This is a genomic window from Anaeromyxobacter sp. SG17 (assembly GCF_022690695.1).
Taxonomy (GTDB): domain Bacteria; phylum Myxococcota; class Myxococcia; order Myxococcales; family Anaeromyxobacteraceae; genus Anaeromyxobacter; species Anaeromyxobacter soli.
In genome coordinates this window covers 59,015-78,022 of record NZ_JALCYX010000009.1, presented here as the reverse complement: position 1 = coordinate 78,022, position 19,008 = coordinate 59,015, and the positions used below count along the sequence as shown (strand labels likewise).

14 protein-coding genes are annotated in these 19,008 nt (G+C 68.5%); 4 read left to right on the top strand and 10 right to left on the bottom strand.

All coding sequences use genetic code 11. From position 1 onward, the window contains the following. The first annotated feature begins 136 nt into the window (after positions 1–136). The gene (locus MNY60_RS06240; protein WP_242355227.1) at positions 137–694 is read left to right on the top strand and encodes a hypothetical protein; all 558 of its coding nucleotides are present in this window, start codon (positions 137–139) and stop codon (positions 692–694) included. Beyond that, positions 691–7,308, top strand: a complete 6,618-nt coding sequence (locus MNY60_RS06235; protein WP_242355225.1) for an RHS repeat-associated core domain-containing protein — start codon at positions 691–693, stop codon at positions 7,306–7,308. The genes MNY60_RS06240 and MNY60_RS06235 overlap by 4 nt, the downstream gene beginning before the upstream one ends. 549 nt (positions 7,309–7,857) lie before the next feature. On the opposite strand, the gene MNY60_RS06230 is transcribed toward MNY60_RS06235, so the two are convergent. The 4 genes from MNY60_RS06230 to MNY60_RS06215 are packed head-to-tail and all read right to left on the bottom strand — an operon-like array spanning position 7,858 to position 10,802. Further along, positions 7,858–8,421, bottom strand: a complete 564-nt coding sequence (locus tag MNY60_RS06230) for a plasmid pRiA4b ORF-3 family protein (protein WP_242338719.1) — start codon at positions 8,419–8,421, stop codon at positions 7,858–7,860. A 37-nt stretch (positions 8,422–8,458) separates the two neighbouring features. Then, positions 8,459–9,997 carry an IS66 family transposase gene (locus tag MNY60_RS06225; RefSeq protein WP_242338718.1) on the bottom strand — a complete coding sequence of 513 codons (1,539 nt, stop codon included), beginning with the start codon at positions 9,995–9,997 and terminating at the stop codon, positions 8,459–8,461. Between the two features lie 19 nt (positions 9,998–10,016). Then, the gene (gene tnpB / locus MNY60_RS06220; protein ID WP_242338716.1) at positions 10,017–10,412 is read right to left on the bottom strand and encodes an IS66 family insertion sequence element accessory protein TnpB; all 396 of its coding nucleotides are present in this window, start codon (positions 10,410–10,412) and stop codon (positions 10,017–10,019) included. 3 nt (positions 10,413–10,415) lie between these two features. Continuing rightward, on the bottom strand, positions 10,416–10,802 hold the full coding sequence (locus MNY60_RS06215; RefSeq protein WP_242338715.1) for an IS66 family insertion sequence element accessory protein TnpB: 387 nt from the start codon (positions 10,800–10,802) through the stop codon (positions 10,416–10,418). A 77-nt stretch (positions 10,803–10,879) separates the two neighbouring features. Between MNY60_RS06215 and MNY60_RS24450 the strand changes: the two genes are divergently transcribed. Together MNY60_RS24450 and MNY60_RS06210 are read left to right on the top strand one after the other, a co-directional pair. Beyond that, positions 10,880–11,128, top strand: a complete 249-nt coding sequence (locus tag MNY60_RS24450) for a colicin D domain-containing protein (RefSeq protein WP_374109396.1) — start codon at positions 10,880–10,882, stop codon at positions 11,126–11,128. After that, a complete protein-coding gene (locus tag MNY60_RS06210; RefSeq protein WP_242338713.1) occupies positions 11,128–11,364 on the top strand; it encodes a hypothetical protein in 237 nt (78 codons plus the stop codon). Before MNY60_RS24450 ends, MNY60_RS06210 begins: the two co-directional genes overlap by 1 nt. A 414-nt stretch (positions 11,365–11,778) precedes the next feature. On the opposite strand, the gene MNY60_RS06205 is transcribed toward MNY60_RS06210, so the two are convergent. The 6 genes from MNY60_RS06205 to MNY60_RS06180 all read right to left on the bottom strand — a co-directional run bounded on the left by MNY60_RS06205 (position 11,779) and on the right by MNY60_RS06180 (position 18,614). After that, the gene (locus tag MNY60_RS06205) at positions 11,779–12,423 is read right to left on the bottom strand and encodes a hypothetical protein (RefSeq protein WP_242338712.1); all 645 of its coding nucleotides are present in this window, start codon (positions 12,421–12,423) and stop codon (positions 11,779–11,781) included. Between the two features lie 20 nt (positions 12,424–12,443). After that, entirely contained in the window at positions 12,444–13,361 is a 918-nt protein-coding gene (locus MNY60_RS06200; RefSeq protein WP_242338710.1) for a HAMP domain-containing protein, read from the bottom strand. 52 nt (positions 13,362–13,413) lie between these two features. After that, on the bottom strand, positions 13,414–14,187 hold the full coding sequence (locus tag MNY60_RS06195) for a roadblock/LC7 domain-containing protein (RefSeq protein ID WP_242338708.1): 774 nt from the start codon (positions 14,185–14,187) through the stop codon (positions 13,414–13,416). Positions 14,188–14,189: 2 nt separating this feature from the next. Then, positions 14,190–14,513 carry a hypothetical protein gene (locus tag MNY60_RS06190; protein WP_242338706.1) on the bottom strand — a complete coding sequence of 108 codons (324 nt, stop codon included), beginning with the start codon at positions 14,511–14,513 and terminating at the stop codon, positions 14,190–14,192. Positions 14,514–14,580: 67 nt separating this feature from the next. Further along, on the bottom strand, positions 14,581–16,500 hold the full coding sequence (locus MNY60_RS06185) for a protein kinase (protein ID WP_242360218.1): 1,920 nt from the start codon (positions 16,498–16,500) through the stop codon (positions 14,581–14,583). An 11-nt stretch (positions 16,501–16,511) separates the two neighbouring features. Next, the gene (locus tag MNY60_RS06180; RefSeq protein ID WP_242360217.1) at positions 16,512–18,614 is read right to left on the bottom strand and encodes a DUF4388 domain-containing protein; all 2,103 of its coding nucleotides are present in this window, start codon (positions 18,612–18,614) and stop codon (positions 16,512–16,514) included. Positions 18,615–19,008: the final 394 nt, after the last annotated feature.

The window sequence follows — 19,008 nt, the reverse complement described above, 5'->3', positions numbered from 1 at the left end:
GTTCACGAAACAGTCGCTTCTGATCACCACCCTCAACGTCCCCGTTCGTCTCCCGGCAACGCTGCCCAGCAGACCATCGCCGGACACGATACGAGTGGGAGACTCGTCAGTGGTCGTTGTCCAGGATGACGGGTCCGTGATCGCGCTCCGTGAAGGTCGAACGCGCATCGAAGCTGTGAGCGGGAAGTCCACGCTCGACGTGGAAGTACTTCCAGCACAAGCCATCGACCTATCGCCCGGGCGAGCCAGGATCGAGCGCGGAGGCACACTCGAACTTCAGCTCACGGACGTGTCCTCCGGAAAACGTCTACCCGCGAGCGCCGCCACGTGGATCACCAGTTCGCCCGAGCGCCTCGTCGTTCGCGATGGCGTCGCGTATGCGACGGGTGTTGCCGGTCCGGTAACGGTCCTGGCCAGATACGGCGACGCCGAGGCACAGGCTGAGATCGAGGTTCAGAAGGCAGTCCGGTTGGAGCTGAATCCTGCCGATGCGCGCATGCGACCTGGGGACGTGCGCCTGTTCCGGCTCGAAGGCGGCAACGCAGGCGAGCGCGTTGCGTGGTCGTCCACCGCTCCTCGCGTGCTCGCGTCGGCCGGGCAGGGACTATTTCAGGCCAGGAAGAATGGGCGTGCGCGGGTGTGCGCCGCTGCGCTGGAAGAGCGCGTCTGCGCAATCGTGGAGGTGGCGAGATGACTTCGACTGCGGCTGCCCTGGTCCTGATGGTCTCCGTCGCCAACGCTGGCCCGACCGTCGTCGAGAGCACCGGCGACCTCTCTTACGCGTATGACTTCGAGCTGCCGAAGGCGCGAGGTCGTTACCAACCCGAGCTCGCGCTCGTGTACTCCAGCGCGGACAACCGCGACGTGGGGTACGGTCACGGGTGGACGCTCACGTCGGTCTACATCGAGCGCGACACGCGAGCCGTCCCGGGCCGGAGCACGACCTGGCTCGTGTCGGGAAAGAACCGGAAGCTCCTCGTTCCATTCAATGTGCAGACGGTTTTCCGCCCCGAGGTAGAAGACGTCTTCTTCGAGGTGACAGCCCTGTCGTCGGGCGCGACGTATTCCGCGCGGGACGCGAGCGGGTCGACGTACTTCTTCGATCGAGTGTTCGGGAATCGGACGTACCTGACGCGCGTGACGGACCTCGACGGCAACGTGGTCACGTTCGGGTTCGACGTCGACAAGGAAGACCCTGTGTCGATTCAGTACAATGTGTTGCCGAATGCGCCATCGACGTTCGCCACGACCGTCCGGCTCGAGTTCGGGACCGGACTCGACGAGGCCGGAACGTCGGTACCCTCTGCGCCAAGAGCTGCAGCGGGCGGCGCTGTCAACCTCGAGTCGTCCTACACGTACATGGCTGAGCGGACATCGCGCCTCACGCGTGTTCGCGTGCTGGGAGGCGTAGGAGCCGCGCAGCGGACGATCCGAGGGTACGACGTCCGGTATACACCGGCGGGCGCGGGAGACGTCACGAGCGTCTCGCGCATCACGCAGCTGGGCGTCGACCTCACCGGCGAGCTTCCGCCCACGCGCTTCGTTTACGCGATCGCGAGCTCCTACGGGGTCGAAGCGTCGCAACCCGGAGCGCTGCCCCTGGTCCCGAAATGCTTCAAGCCGTCGGAGTCCCTTGTCGATCTGGACGGCGATGGGCGCGTCGATTTTGCCTGCTGGGGAACACTCAGCAACGGGCAAACGGGAATCTTATGGCTACGCAACGTCACGCCGATCGGAGGCGCGACCGTAGCTTTCGCAAGCAATTACACGGAGGTTTCAACGCCTGCGTGGGGCTATCTTCGTGATTTCGACGGGGATGGCGTCCCCGACATCGTGTACCCGTGGCTGAACGGGTCTGCGAACATGCACAGCATCTATCGAGGACAGGTCGGCGGGACGACGGTGACCTACTCCTCGAGCCCGATCGTTCTCGACGTCACAGCGTATTGCCCGCCGTTGAGCCAGGACCTCATACGCGGCGCCGGAACCATCGAGTGTAGAGTCATCGCGGACATGAACGGCGACGGCGTGATGGATTACGGTCGGCCGAGTGCCGAGCCGTGCTACGCGGACGCGTATCCGTTTTGTGCCTGCTCCTTTGCTCTGACCAGACTCAACGCTAACGGTACGGGAGAACTCGTGCCTTTTGCCGCGAGAAGATTCTTGCCCGGCTGTCCGCTCGAGCTGGACGCGCAGAACACGTACTCGACTCGTTCTGACACCACGCCGGCGGTCGACATCAACGGCGATGGTCTCGCCGACGCGGTGCGGAACCCGGGTACCTTCCATACGAACTCGCTGGGCTCGGCCAATTACCGGACGACAACGGGAATGTGGATCGTCGGGCTGAACGTCGGTCACGTGAACGACTTCGGGACCACGCAATATTGGGTGAACGACAGCCAGTTCAGTGGGTATGGCGACTCTCCCAATATCCGGCTTGACGCCAACTCGTCGATTTGCTCGCTGGCCACGGTAGACGATCAGGTCTACGGTTCCGCCGATCTTCTGGACTTCAATGGCGATGGCCGCCCCGACTTCTTTAATGCCGGGGGATTGAACTCGAGCCAGATCGCCTGGAATACTGGGCGCGCATTCGGTGCGCTCGTGGACGTCGTGGGACCCACGTCCGATGGAAAACAGTGGGCTCGTTGGGACGGTACGCTCGGTGGGGTATACGACTGGAAGAGCTCCCAATCGTGTTCGCCGAACTCAGGGGTATACGATTGCTGTTCAGCAGAGGTCCCGATGCTCAACTACGCCGGCGAGTTCACGGACATGAACGGCGATGGCATCCCGGACTTCCTGTGGCGGACGTTCGACCCGCCGAGCGTCTCGGCCATGCGCGGCCAGGTGACACTTCTGGATCCGAGCGCAGGCGAGCTTCCCATCGCCCGGCCGATGCTCCTCCAAAAGGTCGTCGTCCCCGACGGCGGGGAGTTCTCGATCCAGTACGTGCCGTCCACCACGTTGGCGGTTCCGCGAGCGCGGCTGAAGCCAGTCGTCTCCGCGCTGACCGTCAGCGGGGCCAACGTCGAGAAGAGCACCACTTACTACTGGTACGCGAATCCCTCGGGAGAGAAGGCCTGGTACGATCCCGCCAAGTTCGATGATCGCGGGTTCCGCGAGTCATGGTCCCAGAACGAGACGACGCGGATCGTTCGCCACACCACCTGGTCGGTGTCACACGCACTGGTGGGCCGCCCGACGCTCGTCGAGCTTGGCATCGCCTCGAACCGTGCGCTCGGAAGACCGGCGGTGTCCTCCGACGCGGGTGCTCCCCCTTCTGCTGCCGACGTGGCGTGGTTTTCTCGAGACTCATTCCAGTACCGTCTCAAGTGGCTCGGCGACGGAAGGGGCCTGGACTGCCTCGCCGCGGGAGAGCCGTCCGCGACCGACTACCCGGTGCGTGTGGTCCCGAAAAGTGTAGCGAAGGCGAACCTCTTCGGGACGACGCAGGCCACGGTCACTACCGCCGTGGATTGCGCCGACGTCGATGACGCTGGAAATTTCCTGAGGGTGGTGTCGACGCCCAGCCTTTACGGAACGCCGGGTCCGGCGCTTGTCACGACGCAGTCTTTCGTCGGAGCGACCAGCTGCGTCAACGTTCCCGCCGAGCTGACGACATCTCGGTGGAGCGGCACGAAGGAGCTCACCCGCGCGATCAAGACGTTCGACACCGACTGTCGCCTTATCGAAGAGTGGTCGCCGGACGAAAAGGGGGGGAGGACGAACCGGATAGCGTACACGTACGCCGGCCCTTTGAAGCAGCTCGATACGACGACGACGGGTGCCACCACGAAGCGCGCGGCGTATGACGCTACTTATGGGCTGTACGTAAAGCAGGAGACCACCGAAGATTCCGCGAAGACGATCAGCACGACGTACGAGTACGACGAGCCGACGGGTCTCCGGATCTCGGCGGTCGGGCCGTCCGTCACCCGTGACCTGAGCGGAGGCACGACCTCGGCGGGATTGGCTCGGTACTACCTCTACGACGCGTTCGGTCGGACCGTCGCGGTGTCGAAGCAGCCGTTCGCTACGAGTACCGACGCCTCGACGGCGGCCTATGTCCCCCGCGCCAGCGGCACCTCCTCCGTCGTTGAGGTGACGCGCTACCTCGACTCGGTGATGCCTCGCGCAGTCGAGACGTACCGGTTTGCGGTGGCAAAGGCGTTCTCCACGACTGAGGGATTCACCGATTCCGACGACGTGATGAAGTCGACCGTGTACCGCGACGGCTTGGGCCGAGTCATCCAGGTTCGCGAGCGCCTCGGCGGCGCGCCTGGCGGAGCCGCGGATGCCGCAGCCCAGGTGAACCAGGCGGTCCGTGGTGTCAAGGTCTCAAAGGCTCTAGTGCTGGACGGAGCCGGCCGTGAGCGCGCGTCGCTCGAACCGTTCTATGCGGACGGCGAATCCTTCGTGGATTACACCGTGGACGGGGCCGTTCCCGTGGTGCGGGGGACGATCACGACGTACGACGACCAACTCGCCTCGTTCGGCTACACCCGACGCGGAGCGGCCTGGTGCACTTCGTACCAGGTCATCACGGCCGGGAAGGTGCCCGGGCCGGCAGCGGATTGCGTCTCCGACTCGTCGAACACGTCGCGGTTCCGACTCGCGACGGAGACCCGGACGACGATCCGAACGATCTCCGGCGGTACCTACGGCCTCTACGTCGCGACGGAGGTGATCCCCCCGGACGTGAACGCGATCGGAGGCTCGACGCCTCGCGTGACGCTCGCCGGTCCTGGGGGTGAGCAACTCGGCTCGATCGATGGCGACGGTAACTTCACATGGATCGAGCGGGACGTGATGGGGAGGGAAGTCGCTTCGTGGCGCGAAGGCGCATCGCGGAGCATCCGAACGCCTATCCCGGTGAGCACGATCAAGTACAACCTCGCGGGACAGGTCGTCGAGACCTGGGACGCGAACTTCCCGACCGTCGCGCAGACGAATACGTATGACGAGGCAGGCAGGCTCTCGTTCGTCACGAAGGACCCCAACACAAAGGAAGGAATCGCCTACGTGTACGGGGCGGGCGGTCTCGGGCGCGTGACGGAGGTCCGCGAGGTCACGTATCCGGGAGGCGTCACGACGGAGCGAGTGCTCGCCCAGAACCACTACGACACGGGCTACGGGCCCGACTACACGTTCGTGTCCGGAAAGCTCTCCTGGACGCTCGACGGAGACGGCAATACCTTCGTCGCGTACGCGTACGACGACGCGGGGCGCGTGTCCCGCCGAGACCAGTGGTTCGGGCCGCTCGGCCAGTCGAAGCGCTTCACGGTGAACTCGACCTACGGGGCGGACGGCCGTGTGCTCGACTCCTGCGTCGTGAACCCGTTCGACGCCTCCCGGATCTTCCGCTACAAGGTCGAGTACGACTCCGCTGGGCGCCCAGTGGTGCTGTCGGGCTCGTACCGCGCAGACTGCGGGGGGACGGACATCGCTGGGACGTCGGCGAAGATCTACGAGGCCGTCCTGGGTACGAACGTTTACGGTGCGTACGATGCGCTCGGGCGCGTGCCCGTGATGAGGGCGGACGACGGCCGCGTGGTGAGCGCGCGCGTGTACGGAGCGAACAGCGGAGCGCTCGTTCGCGAGTGCAAACGGTTCTCGAACGACGTGAGCTGCGTCGGGACGTCACTCGAAGCGCAGAAGGACATTTACCGCACCGACGCGGTGGACGCGACGTACCGCGGCGCGAAGCTCGCGAGCTACTCGGACGCGGCGACCGGGACGAGGTACCAGAACGCGTATCTCTCGAGCGGCCGGCTGCAGAACGCGATGGCGACACCGACGAGCACGGTGGGCGACCTGACGCAGGACTGGACGGCGGCGTTCGTGTTCAACGGCATCGGCAATCTCGATGGCATCGCCACAACTCGCGATGCATCGAGCGGGAACGCGCGGACGGACTACTCCTGGACGGAGCGGTACGGTTACGCGTCGACGTCTTCCGGAGAGCTGCTGGACCGGGCCGTGGCCATGACGTCGTCCGGTACCGTGCCGCCGACGAGCGCTGGGACGACGGCGTACGCGTACGATCTCCTCGGCCACCTCACGTCCGTGACGCGGAGCGCCGGAGAGAGCGAGAACCTGTACTACGCTCCAGGCGGCGAGCTCCTGTACCGGCAGATCGGCGAGCGCTTCGTTTTCTATGTCGGCGAGTACGCAACGGTCACCGCGCGCGGCGCGCCGGGGTGCGGCGCGAGCTGCACGCCGCAACTGTCAACGGTCGAGCTGGACGCCCACGTCGTCTTCGCGGGGACGCGGATCGCGAGCGTGAAGCCGTCGCGGACGCTCTACTACTACCGGACGCGCCTCGGGACGGTGATCGCGACGAGCCTCAGCGGCGGAGTTGTGGGGGCGGCGTACCGCTACGACGCATATGGTGCCCTCGATGCAGTAACGAACGAGACCGAGGCGACGCGCTCAGAGCTGGGTTACACCAATGCTTTATTGTTAAGCGGATCGCTCATTTATCTGAAGACTCGTGTTTATGACACCAAGGCGCGATTGTTTATACAGTCTGACATTGTCGACCGCCTCAGGTACGCATACGTCGCCGGCGACCCAGTCAACTCGTCAGACCCGACGGGCCTCGCAGCAATTGAGAGCGCCCCTTCGATGACGGTCTCGATAATCCAGGATGGGAGCGTGTGGCGAGTCGTCGAGCGGGATAACAACACAGGACGTTTGACGGTGACCGCCTGCTACGACGCTCAATTCCCAGGGGACACGGCAAGCCGCGCAAAGTTCGCGCAGCAGATCGCGCTTCAGAGCGAGCAGGGCTCCGTGGAATATGAGCCTGCGGCCGCACCGTCCAGTCGGGAGCAAGGGACATCGTCAGTCCGCGCGACGAGCACTAATGGAGCGTCTAGGATTCCAACCACGTTCGAGGCAAGGAAACCCGGAAAATCGCCGCCCGGCAAATGGCCGGATGAAGGTCCGCCAGAGGAGGCGGTGGGCAAGAAACCGAAATGGAACCCGGAAGGCTACTGGGAAGGAAAGGGTGATCGCAAAGTGACATGGGACGATCGATCTCACGGGACAGGTGTCGATCGTGGCAAGGGAAAGCAAGACGGACACTGGGATGACGAATCTTCGAACAACAGATGGGACCGATACGGGAACCTGCTGCCGGGCTCGCCCGATCTCAAACGGGCTGAATCCCTACGGGCAGCAGAGGCAGCGGCAGCTACGATTGGGGCCGGCTATGTGATATACCGTGTCGTACGTTTCGCGCCGTCTCTGTTTCCGGCCCTATGGCCCACTATTCCTGTGAATGCCGTGGTACCCTGAGCACCTATTATGAAGCTTCCGAAGCGCTTTGAAACGCTCATTGAGTCCGGCCCCGGAGAAGTGCCGGACTTCTGTTGGCTCGCATTCGCCGTGTGCGCGCTGGGCGAGAACCCGTGCGGCTGGTCTGGATGGATCCTTGACGGTGTATTTCGGTCAGTCGTGGGCGAACAAGCACGCGACGATTCGCGCGTATCATTGCCCAGCAGCGATTCACAGACATGCCCAAGCTGCGGCGGCACGCTCTTTCGCACGGGTCACGACGTAAGGATGGACAGATCCGCCTCTCAAGACAAACGCCTGAAGCTAGGCACGGATTACGATCTTGCCGACGACGTCGAGTACGCGTAATTCGTAACTCCTCGCCGAAGCCGGTCGTGACCAAAGGGATCCCGAAACGCCCGACCCAGAGTTCCGTCGGGCGAACGATCCGGCCGAATCGCGGACCGCGACGATCACGCCTCCGGCGGTCTGCGCCCGCTTCTGCACTGAAGCCAGCGACCGCGACGTGCAGGGTAACCGCCCGGCGGCCGACGTGTTGACTGCGAACGGCTATCGCCGACCGAAGCGGAAGGCCCGATTCACGGCGTTCGCGTCGAAGCCCGCCGGGTCGAAGTACCCGCCGAGCCAGGTGACGATGCTGTCGTGCTCCTCGTCCTTCGGCGACTTGAGTACGCGACACAGTTCCTCGTAGCCAGTCGTGCCCCCGCAGTCCTCGGGAGGGCATGCGCGCTTCCCATCAACGCAGAGCGGGTAGTGGTGGCGAGGATCGGGTTCGAGAACGTCCTCGAGGTCCACGAGGTGCTCCCAGTCGTCGCCGTAGTCGTACCGATAGAGCAGGCGCGCCCCTTTGCTCGGGAGGACTGCCGCAAGCTTCACCTTTCGCTCATCCTTGAGGTCGTCGGCGTCCTCCTCGATCCCGAACATCCCGTAGCGACCCGACCAAGTCTCGAAGCAGTGGAGGTGCGAATCGGTCCACCCCATCGCGTCTTGAAGGACGGCGTGGAACTTCGCGAGCGTCATCTCGGCTGGGACAAGGAGCCGCCGCCAGACGGCGGGAGCCGTGTCCTGGAGCGTGACCTTGAGCTGGTAGATCTTCTTCTTCGTCGCGGCCATGTCCCGCAGGCGTACATGGCCTCCGCCCGCGAGGCAATCACTGAGGGGCGGCAGGTTTCCACCGGTACGGCAGCAGCTCGTCGATCCGCGAGGCCGGATGGGTCTGCACGCGGATGAGCACGTCGGCGAGGTAGTCGACCGGGTTCACGCCGTTCGCCTCGCACGTTGCGATGAGCGAGTAGAGCCCAGCGAGGTTCTCGCCGGCCTCGTTCGTGCCCACGAAGAGGAAATTCTTACGGCCGAGCGCGGCGACACGAAGCGCGCGCTCGGAGGCGTTGTTGTCGATGGGAAGGTGCGGGTCGGTGAGGAAGAGCGTCAGCGCGTCCCACTGGCCTACCGCGTAGCTGATCGCCTCGCCCATCGGTCCTTTCGGCGGGTGCCGCGGACGCTCGGCGTCGAGCCACGCCTTGAAGTTCTCCATCACCGCGCGGCTCTCGGTCTGGCGCATCTCGAGGTGCTCGGGCGTGCCGAGGAGATCGGCATCGAGTGCGGCGCGCTCGATCCTGTAAACCTCGAGGATGAAGACCATCGCCTGTATCGCGGCGTCAGGCGCGACCGACTGGCCATCGAAGAACTTTCGCCGGACGTGCGCGAGACAGCCGGCCCGGACGCGCCGGCCCGGCAAGGTGACGCGGTCGTATCCCTTGTACGCGTCGGCGACGAGCTTACCCGCGGTGCCCTCGAGCACGCGGTCGGGCGTCTCACTCGAGCGGCTCGGCGAGAAGACGTACGCGATCATCTCACGCTCGTCCTCGTCCTTTGCGATGAAGCTCCAGAGCCAGGAGCGCCGCGTCTTCCCCTTCGCCTGCACGCGGTGCGATGTCTCGTCGGCGAGGACGATCTCCTTCTCCGCGATCACATCGAGCAGCCGGTCGGAGATGGGCTTCGTGATCTCGGCGGTCCTGTGGAAGTAGTCGCCGAGCGTCGAGTCGTTCACCTGCACGCCGACTCGGCGGTACGCCTTGGCCTGGCGGTGGAGCGGCAGGGCGTCGGCGCACTTGGAGACGGCGACCTGCGCCATGAAGGTCGGGCCGACGCGCGCCTTGTCGAAGACCTTCGTCGGCCCGTCCGCCGTGATGACTGTCTCGCCGCACTTGCAGCGCAGCTTCTCCTGGATGTGGAGCTGCCGCTCGACGATGGCGGGGACGAGCTCGAAGAGCTCGCTCATCGCGCCGTCGCCGAGCTTCGAGAACTCGTGCCCGCCGCACTTCGGGCAGACCTTCTGGTCCTCGCGGACCTTGTGCTCGATCTTGCGGGTGACGAGCTGGCGCTTCTTCTCCGCGTTCTCCCGACGGGTCTGCAGGGCCGCGATGCGGTCGGCCTCAGCGCGCGCGGGGTCGCGGATCGCCGTCGCGAGCGGCGTGATCTTCTCCGACCGCTTTCCAAAGACGTGCCGCTGGAGCTTCTCGACGGTGTCCTTCACCGAGGCGAACTGCTCGCTCAACGTCGAGAGCGACTCGCTCTGAGCCTGGATCGTCTGCGCCTGGGCCGCGATGGTCTTCTGGGCGGCGTCGAGCTGGATGGCGAGGCTCTCGGCCTGCTCGCGCCACTCGCAGTCGTGGTCGCCGCTCCCCATCAACCATGTTCGATCACAATCAGATCGGCTTGTCCATGGGACGGCTGGTCGGACGATCCGCCTGGGACGGCGGCTCCCAGTGCGCGGGACGTCGGACGCGGCCGAACTCGATCCCGTCGAGCAGCATTGCGAGCTGCGTCGAGTCGATCTCGACAGCCATCGTGTCCTGCCCGATGTGCGGCAGCTTGAACTGCCCGCGCTCGAGCCGCTTGTAGAGCAGGACGAACCCGCCCTTGTCCCAGGCGAGGATCTTCACCCGATCCGCCCGCCTCGAGAGGAAGACGAACAGGTGCCCGGAGTAGGCGTCCTGCCGGAGCTCCTCCTGGACGACGCTCATCAGGCCGTCGATGGACTTCCGCATGTCTATCGGGTTCTTCCCGATGAAGATGCGGACGGACCGCGGGATGGTGATCACGGGCTACAGGGCCGCGGCGAGGGCCCGGAGGTACCTGAGATCCGTTCCCGCGGGGAAGCGGACTCGGACGCCGGACGGGAGGGCCAGCTCGAGGAGATCGTCGCCAGGGGCCGCCGCGATCACCGTGGTCCGCGGCTTCGCCGCGGACGTTACCACGCGCACCGGCAGCAGACGCGAGCCCTTCTCGGCGCTCCCCTGCGCGGGGGCTTGATCAGACGACTTCGCCGCCTCCGTCACGAGCGGACGCGATTCCTTGCGGAGCCGGTAGATCCAGTACCGCAGGTGACTGAGCGAGATCCCGCGCTCCGTCGCGAACTCGCGCTGCGTCAGGTCGCTCGACTCGAAGTCTGCGACGAGCTTCGTCCACCGCGTCCGATCCTGCTCGGCCATGCCGTCCTCCGTCGTGAACGGAGGAGCATCAGCCCGGCCGGTCAGCCCCGCCAGACGTCGATCCCCGGGCGGTTACCGTGCAGGGCCGAAGCGCGATCCCTCGGACCGAATACTGGAACTCTGGGTGGGGTCTTCTGAACCAGCACATCAACAGGCCCGGTGTTCGCGCGATTACGGGCACGTACCGAGGCAATCCGGTCACCCACTATCTCGACCCGCAGACCGGACTGAACGTCATTGCCGACCCCGCTGGAAATTACGTGAGCGGCTGGCGGCTCGGGGCGGAGCAGGTCGAAAGCGTCCTCACCAACGGGAGGCTCTTCTGATGAAGACCGAATCCGGGGTCATGCTCTCGTTGACCCATGACCAGGCGCTAGTCCTTTTCGAGTGGTTGAGCAGAGAAGACGGCAGGAGCGGCCTCCCGACTGAGCATCAGGCAGAGCAGAAGGTTCTTTGGGAGGTCGAAGCTCAACTCGAGCGGGCGCTCGCAGAGCCGCTGCAGCCAGTCTATGCGGCGGCGGTTTCCGCTGCACGGGAGCGTCTGATCTCCGAGGGGACATAGACAAGCTGTTAGGCGGTAAGCGCGCGGAGATGGACGTCTGGTGGTCGATGATCCTCACGGCCCTCAACTAAGGAGAGCGCGATGCGCGAGTCGTAACACCTCGCCCCACTCCGTCGTGACGCGAGGGCGAGCGCCGTCGACAGTGGGTGCCCGCGCGCCCATCAGGGACTAAACGCCCGACCCAGAGTTCCGTCGCGCGACCGATCCGGCCGAATCGCGGACCGCGATGATCACGCCTCCGGCGGTCTACGCCCCTTCGCACCCAGGACCAGCGGCAATAGCGGCGATCCCACGGACCGAATGCTGGAACTCTTGGTGGAGTTTTCCGTTTTGGGCGACGGCCGCGGGCGGCAGCGCAGGCGAGGGCGCCGGTCGATGACCGGCGCCGCCCGTACGGCACGCTGACGCCTCCCGTCAGCGCGAATCGACGGCGCGGTAACCGATCCGCACCGCGCCCCAGTGGACCCCCCGGACGAAGATCGGCACGGACAGATCCGCCATGGTCTCGCCGGTGTCTCTCTGGTAGCGCTGGATGAGGAACGGTGCCTCGCTCCGCGCGGCGGCGAGGCCGGTCCGGTCGTTGAAGATCCGCTTCGTGCGGTTGTTCACGAGGTCGTTCGCGAGGTTCCCGGTGAGGGGCTGCGAGTAGCGCTGGTTGTGCGTGGGGAGGTAGCCGTTCCGGTCGACCATCACCGCGAACTGGATGACGGCCGACTTCGCGAGGACGCTCTCCTCGATGGGGAGGATGTCGCGATCGGAGAGGCGGTCCCACTCTGTGGTGAACTTCGGGGGATCGGTCGCCGGGATCGGGTAGTAGAGGAAGCTGAACAGCCGCTCCTTCGTGACCTCCTTGTCGATCCAGCGGTCCAGGGCCGCGGCGCAGCGCGCGGCGAAGTGGGTCGCGAGGTCGAGCATCTCGCGCTCCTGGGCCGTGAGGCCGTCGGCGGACGTCACCGTGGCCGGGATCACGCTGGGGCGCGGCTCGCCCGCGAGGGCCGGGGAGGCGGCCGCCAGCGAGAGGGCGACGATCGCGAAGCGCGTGCGGGACATGGGCACCATGGTCGATTCTCCTCGTGCGCCTAGTGGCCGAGCCGTGCCATCGCCGCCTTCATGCTGACGCGCAGGCGATCGATGGTCTTCGTGAGCTGCCCGATCTCGTCGACCGCGTCCGACTTGATGGGCGTGTCGAGCGCCTCGCCGAGGCTGATCCGATCGGCCGTCTCGGTGAGCGCCACGACGGGCCGCATCGCCCGCCGCACGACGACGAACATGGCCCCGATCGTCACGAGCGCGAAGCCGCCGAAGACGAGGAGCAGCGACAGGAGGAGCTGGCGCTTGTGCGCGCCGATGCGCTCCATCGACACGCCCACCCGGAACCCTCCCCAGTGCTTCCCCTTCACGTAGATGGGCGAGGACACGTCCCACATCGTCTCGCCGGTGTCGCGCTGGTACTCCTGCAGGAACGAGGGCTGCACGTTGCGCGCGGCGGCGATCCCCACCGGGTCGTCGAACATGCGCTTCGTCCGGTTGCCGACGAGGTCCGCCTTGGCGTCTCCGGTGAGCGGCTTCTGGTAGCGGGTGTTGTGGGTGGGCAGGTAACCGCGCTCGTCGACGCCCACCGCGAAGACGAAGTCCTCCTGCTCGAGGACCTTGTCCTCGAACACGAGCACGGCGCGATCCGTCATGGCGTCGTAGCGCGTGTGGAACTTGGGGTGCGGGCCCCAGTCGTATCCCTTGATGGGCGTGTAGCTCTGGTCGAAGACGTCGGCGACGGTGAGCTGGCCGCTGTCGATGGCGTCGTCGAAGAAGCTGCCGTACTGCCGCGCGCCGAGGGAGGCGGCGACGCGCGCCTTCTCGAGAGTGAGCTCCTCCATTCGTCGTGTCTGCCCGACGGTGATGACGGTGGCCGCGATCGCGGTGAGGACGAGGGCGAGCGCGGCGAGCTTCAGCGAGATCGTGGCGGCGAGGCTCGCGCGCACGGATCGAACGATGGACATCGACTCACCTCCCGGGCCGCCGCCAAGGCGACCCGCCTGCGGGTGAATTGCGCTAGGGCTTCTTCTCCAGCGTGCGGAACCTGAGCCGGTCTCCGGCGTCGAGCGCTTCGCGGAACGCGGCGCGGTCCGCCGCGTCCTCGATCTGGGCGGCGAGGTCGTCGACGAGCGCGCGCGACGCCGCGAGCGCGAACGGGTGCTCCGGGGAGACGCGGTGGACGCCCTCCTCCACGTAAACCTTCGAGATCGGCCCCACGTACCGGGCGAGCTCCTTCGCGCAGCGCGACAGGAACGCGGCCGAGGCGGGGTCGGCGACGGCGATCCGCGAGAGGCCGCTGCTCGAGACCTTCGACCAGCTCAGCCCGGAGTTCGCGAGGACGGGCTTCGAGTCGGAGGGGAGCACCGAGGAGGACGCGGCCGGCGGCGGCGCCGCGGAACCGCCGAGGGTCTGCGACGAGGACGCCGCTCCCCCGCCCTCGAGGGCCTTCTTCAGCTTGGCCGTGGCCACGCGGATCGCGACCGTCGCGAACGACGGGTTCAGCGCGGCGTCCGCCACGAGGGCGAGGACGTGGCTCTTCCCGTCGCGGGAGAGGCCGAGGCTGCGCAGCAGGAGCTTGCCGTCAGCGAACTGGGCGGTCATCGACTCCCAGTCGCCCTGCTGGAGCTGGACCGCGTCCACGGCCTTCACGAGCCAGCCGCTCACCTGCTGGCACAGGTCGCGGTCGTAGATCGTGCGGCCGCGATGGGCGACGAGCTGCCCGTCCGCGTCGAACACGAGCGAGGCGTTCACGCCGGGGAGGTCGAGGAGCGACTGAAGGATCGTGTCCATGGTCACCTCCGCCCCTGGAGCGCGTCGTCCCAGGCCTTCTCGATCGCGGCCAGCGCGGCCGGGCGCGCGACGCGAGCCGCGATCACGTGGCCGCCGCGCAAGAGAACGGCGTGAGCGTCCGTCGCGCCCGCGAGCGACACGCGCTCGAGGGCGCCGAGGCCGAGCTCGCTGCCCACCTGGCCGACGAGGCTCGCGAAGAACCCCATCACCGCGGCCACGCCCTCCCCATCCGGCTCCTCGACGTCGTCGAGGAACGTGCCGGCGAGGTCGCCGAGCACGGCGCTCTTCACCTCGGGTAGACCGCTGATCAGCGTCAGGTCCGACATGGGCTCGCTCCTTGCGACGGAAGGCCGGCCGTTCCGCAGTGCGACTGCCTGGTTCGCATCGGTGTCCTCACGTTCGCGACGTCCTTCCCCGCGGCCAGGGAGGAAGGCCCGCGCCACGGCGGCACGCGTCGATGACGTCGGCGACCTCGGGCGGCGGCCAGCGGTCCGGCTGCCGAGGCAGCGCCGCGGCGGCGCGCTCGGACCAGCGCTCCTCGTCGGACGCGACCCACGCGTGCCACGAGCGGAGGACGCGGCGCCGCTCCGCGGCGGCGAGCACCAGCATGTTCTCGGCGATGCAGTCCACCCGGCCGAGGACGCCGTCCGAGCGAAGCGCGAGGAGGAGCACCGCGTCCGGCGAGACCACGATGGGAGGGGCCCCGCGCGCGAGCGCCGCGTCGATGGCGCCCCGCACGTACGCCCCGATCACCTGGGGATCGAGGGACGGCACCGCGAGCTCCGGGCCGCGCCCTTCGGGGAGCTCGATGCCACCCCGAGCGAGGGCCTCGACGAGCCCGGGCGCGCCCGCGAGCAGGACCTTGAACGATCCGGACCAGCGCGCTGCCTCGAGGACCCGCGCCACCCCCGCCGCGCAGGGCGGCGCCGCGGTCACGCCGTCGAGCACGAGGAGGGGCGTCGCCCGGCGGCGCTGCTCCTCGACGAACCGCTCGACGAGCGCGTCCAGGCAGGCCTCCTCGGACGCCTCCTCCGCCATCCCCGCCGCGCGGCAGATGCCCTGGACGAGGCCGCGTGAATCGACACCGGGCGCGGCGGCCACGACGAGCGTGAGCCGCTCGCCGGCGAGCTCACGCGCGAGCTCCTGGCACAGCGTGGTGCGCCCGCTCTCGCCCGGACCGGTGAGCGCGACGAGGAGCCGTCCCTCGTCGCCGACGGCATCGGTGAGCTCTCGCCGGATCGCCGCGAACGGCTCGCCCCCGCGCGGGCCGCCGGCCTTGTCGCCGCCCACGAACGGGCGGTGGACGAACCCGAGCGCCTCCGCGAGGAGGCGCGGCGCCGGGGCAGTGGAGGGGGCGGGCGGCTGCGCCCGCGCCGACGAGGTACGCGCCGTCATCGGGGCTGCGGAGCGGGGCGACCCGCCGGCCGCCGCGATGTCCTGCAGCACCCTCCTCCCCTCCCAGAGAAGGAGCTGCGCGGACGCGTGCCGCTCCCGCGGCGCCTTCGCGAGCGCGCGAGCGAGGAGGGCGGCGCACGAGGCGGGCAGGCTCGGCACGAGGGCGCGGACGTCGGGCACGCGCTCGCGGAGGTGGCCCTGCTCGACCGCCGCGACGTCGGGACCCGGGTACGGAGGGCGGCCGGTGAGCAGGTGGAAGTACGTCGCGCCGAGCGAGTAGATGTCAGAGGCCGCAGTGGCCGCGGCGCCGCTCCAGATCTCGGGAGCGGTGTAGTAGGGCGTGCCGACGCGCAGGTGGGCGGTGCCGATGCGCAGCTCTGCCGAGCCGAGGGCCATCCCGAAGTCGCCGAGCTTCGTCACGCCGCCGTCGCCGACGAGCAGGTTCGCGGGCTTCACGTCGCGGTGGATGACGCCGGAGCGGTGAGCGGCCTCGAGCGCCGCCGCGGCCTGCAGGAGGATGTCCGTCGCCACCTCCGGAGCGAGCCGCCCCCGCGCCGCGACCACGGCCTCGGCGGAGGAGCCGACCACGTACTCCATCGCGATGTAGCAGTGATCGCCGTGCCTCGCGGCGCCGTAGATCTGGACCACCCGCGGGTGGTTGATCCGCGCGACGAGGCGGGCCTCGGTGAGGAACCACTGGACGGGGTCGTGGCCCTGCGCGTCCGCGACCCTCCACGAGAGGATCTTGATGGCGGTGGGGCGGAGCAACGCCTCGTCCTTCGCGAGGTAGACGACCCCCATGCGGCCGCGCCCGATGAGCCGCTCGAGCCGGTAGTTCCCGAGCTTCACGCCCACGAGGCGCGTCAGGTCCTCCTGCTCGGGACCGCGGGGCTCGTCCGTGGGGGAGGGCCGGTTCATGCGTAGGAGACCTAGAGCTCCACGCCGCTCGCGGCGGGGCGGGCCTGCTCGTCCATCTCCTTGAACACGTTCAGCAGCACCGCCTGGGGGTCGAGCGCGATCGAGACCTGTGCCGAGGTCTCGCCGCCCTCCGGCTCGCGGTTGAACGCGAACTCGCCGTCGGTCCAGCCGACGAGCTCGCGGATGGCGAGCGCGACCTGCTGCTCGAGCGCCTCCTTCACCGCCGCGGCGTCCGCGATGCCCTCGCGCACGAGCACCTCGCCGATCACCGGGTCCGGCTCGTCCTGCACGGCGTGCAGCGCGAGGGGCGAGACCTTTCGCGCGCGGAGGAGCAGCTCTCCCACCCTGGGCGTGCCCGGGGAGGCGCCGCCCGTGATCCAGCCGTCCCGCAGCCTGAGCGCCGCGACGCCGCGCGCGCTGCTGCACACGAGGAGCCCGGTGCGCCTGGCGCTGCGGAGGAACTCGAGCAGGTCGGGGAAGGCGAAGACGCTGAGGCGACCGGAGAACACCGCGTCGAGCGCGCCGGGCGCCTGCGAGCCGCGAGCGAGGAGGGTGGACCCGGAGAGCTGAGGCATGGGCGGCGGCTCGCGCGGCGCGGCCGGCGCGGCGGGGGACGCCACGGACGCCGCCGCCACCACGGCGCGGAGCGCCGCGGGATCCCTCGCCGGCCGCTGCGCGTGCGAGATGCACCCGAGCCCGAGCATCACCGAGGCGCGATCGCCCGGGGCGAGAGGCTGGCCGAGGAGGCCGCGGAACACGCTGCCCGCCTCCGCGTACTTGCCGACCTTGAGCAGCATCCACGCGAGCGCGTCGCGCGCGGGGACGAACCGCGGCCACGCGTTCGCGATGCGCCCGAGCGCCTGGATCGCGCGCGCGCTCGGGGGCGCGTCGTGCTCCCGCAGGTACTCGCTCGCGTCCGCGCGGCTGACGGCGTCGCCGCGGATCGCCTCGATCACGGTGCGCACGCGGTCGGCGGCCGGCGTCTCCACGGCCTCGAGGATCTTCTCCGCCGCGGCGACGTCATCCCGCAAGAGCGCCCGCCGCGCGAGGAAGACCGCCGGCTCGTCCCAGGCCGCGTCGAGCGCCGACGCGCGCGAGGCCGCCTCGGCGGCCTCATGCTCGCGCTCCAGCGAGGCGAGGGTGCGCGCCTCGGAGAGCGACACCTGCGCGGCGCCCCAGGCATCCCCGAGCCGCTCGAACAGCGCGCGGGCGTCGGCGAACCAGGCGAGGGCGCGCGACGCGTCGCGGTCCTGCGAGAGCACGTCGCCCGCGAGCCACTCCGTGACCGCCCTCGACTCGAGGTCGAGCTGGCGTCCGAGTGGGAGCGCCTCCTTCACGTGGGCCCGCGCCGAGGGGAGGCTCCCGCTCTTGAGCGCGGCGCGCGCGCTCCAGTAGAGGGCGAGCCAGCGGAAGGAGAGGTTTGGCTGCGCGCTGACGGTGAGCTCGCGGAGCGCCCGCTCCCCCCCGATGCCATCGCCCGCCAGGATGCTCCCGACGCCCTCGAGGAGGCTCTCGAGCGTGGCGGCGAGCGCGTCGCGGTCCACGGGCTCGTCCCCCGCGCGCGCCGGAGCAGAGGGCGGACGCTCGCCGAGCGCGGCCGCGAGCGTCACGGCCTCGCTGAGGTGGCCGCGCACCATCGCGCGGCGCAGGGCCGCGAAGCGGTCGCTCTCGGCCGAGCGGAGTCTCGGCCCGGACGCCGACGCGGCCTGGCCGCCGGTGGCGCCGCTCGCGACGGGCGGCGAAGGGATCGGAGGCGGCGTGGGCCGGGTGAGCCGCGGGGCGGGCACCGCGACGGCCTCGCGCGACCACTGGTGGAGGGCCGCCTCCACGGCCTTGGTCGCCTTCGAGGGGTCGAGCGCGAGCCGGAGGAACCCGTCCGCCCGGGCGGCGATCGCGGTCGCGCTGCCCGTGCACTTGAGGAGCACCGACTCGAGCCGGGAAAGCTTCGCGGCCTCGCCCGCGGCGGTGAGCGCGTTCAAAGCCGCGGCCGTCTGCGCGGCGAGGTCCGCCGCGGCCGGCGTGCCGGGCGACGCGTCGAGGAGCGCTCCGCGCGCGTCGCCGAGGAGGCCGCCTCGCACCTCGGGCATGGCGCGGAGCTGCTCCGGGAGCGTCATGGGCCGCCTCGCCGAACGAGGGCGCTGCACCGGGGCCGCGAGCTCCCGTCGCCCGACGACGCGAAGGCCTCGTCGGTGAGAACGCGCTCTGGCGAGGACGTGAACATCGTTCCCTCGGGTCCGGGTCGTGCCGCGCCACCGGGCGACGGCCTGCGACAAGACGCCGCGATGTTAGGGAGCGCTGTTTCAGCATGTCAATGCGACCATTCACTACCAGTTTATCGGTCGATATCAGACCGTCCCTCGCTCGCGCGACAGGTCGGAGCGGCGTGCGCGGGCCCATCGGCTCCAAGGGCGCCGAACTCCTGGAGCCGGGTCCCACAGAGACCGACCGCGCCCCACCTTCGCGGACACACGCACGCGCCCGACCCAGCGGCGCGCACGCGCACGCCCG

Excerpts from the sequence above, each read along its gene's own strand:
- MNY60_RS06235 (WP_242355225.1), top strand. The coding sequence starts at position 691 with ATGACTTCGACTGCGGCTGCCCTGGTCCTGATGGTCTCCGTCGCCAAC.
- MNY60_RS06190 (WP_242338706.1), bottom strand. The coding sequence starts at position 14,513 with ATGTCGGACCTGACGCTGATCAGCGGTCTACCCGAGGTGAAGAGCGCC.
- MNY60_RS06210 (WP_242338713.1), top strand. The coding sequence starts at position 11,128 with ATGAAGACCGAATCCGGGGTCATGCTCTCGTTGACCCATGACCAGGCG.
- MNY60_RS06225 (WP_242338718.1), bottom strand. The coding sequence starts at position 9,997 with ATGGGGAGCGGCGACCACGACTGCGAGTGGCGCGAGCAGGCCGAGAGC.
- MNY60_RS06180 (WP_242360217.1), bottom strand. The coding sequence starts at position 18,614 with ATGACGCTCCCGGAGCAGCTCCGCGCCATGCCCGAGGTGCGAGGCGGC.
- MNY60_RS06230 (WP_242338719.1), bottom strand. The coding sequence starts at position 8,421 with ATGGCCGCGACGAAGAAGAAGATCTACCAGCTCAAGGTCACGCTCCAG.
- MNY60_RS06195 (WP_242338708.1), bottom strand. The coding sequence starts at position 14,187 with ATGGACACGATCCTTCAGTCGCTCCTCGACCTCCCCGGCGTGAACGCC.
- MNY60_RS06185 (WP_242360218.1), bottom strand. The coding sequence starts at position 16,500 with ATGAACCGGCCCTCCCCCACGGACGAGCCCCGCGGTCCCGAGCAGGAG.
- MNY60_RS06205 (WP_242338712.1), bottom strand. The coding sequence starts at position 12,423 with ATGGTGCCCATGTCCCGCACGCGCTTCGCGATCGTCGCCCTCTCGCTG.
- MNY60_RS06200 (WP_242338710.1), bottom strand. The coding sequence starts at position 13,361 with ATGTCCATCGTTCGATCCGTGCGCGCGAGCCTCGCCGCCACGATCTCG.
- MNY60_RS06215 (WP_242338715.1), bottom strand. The coding sequence starts at position 10,802 with ATGGCCGAGCAGGATCGGACGCGGTGGACGAAGCTCGTCGCAGACTTC.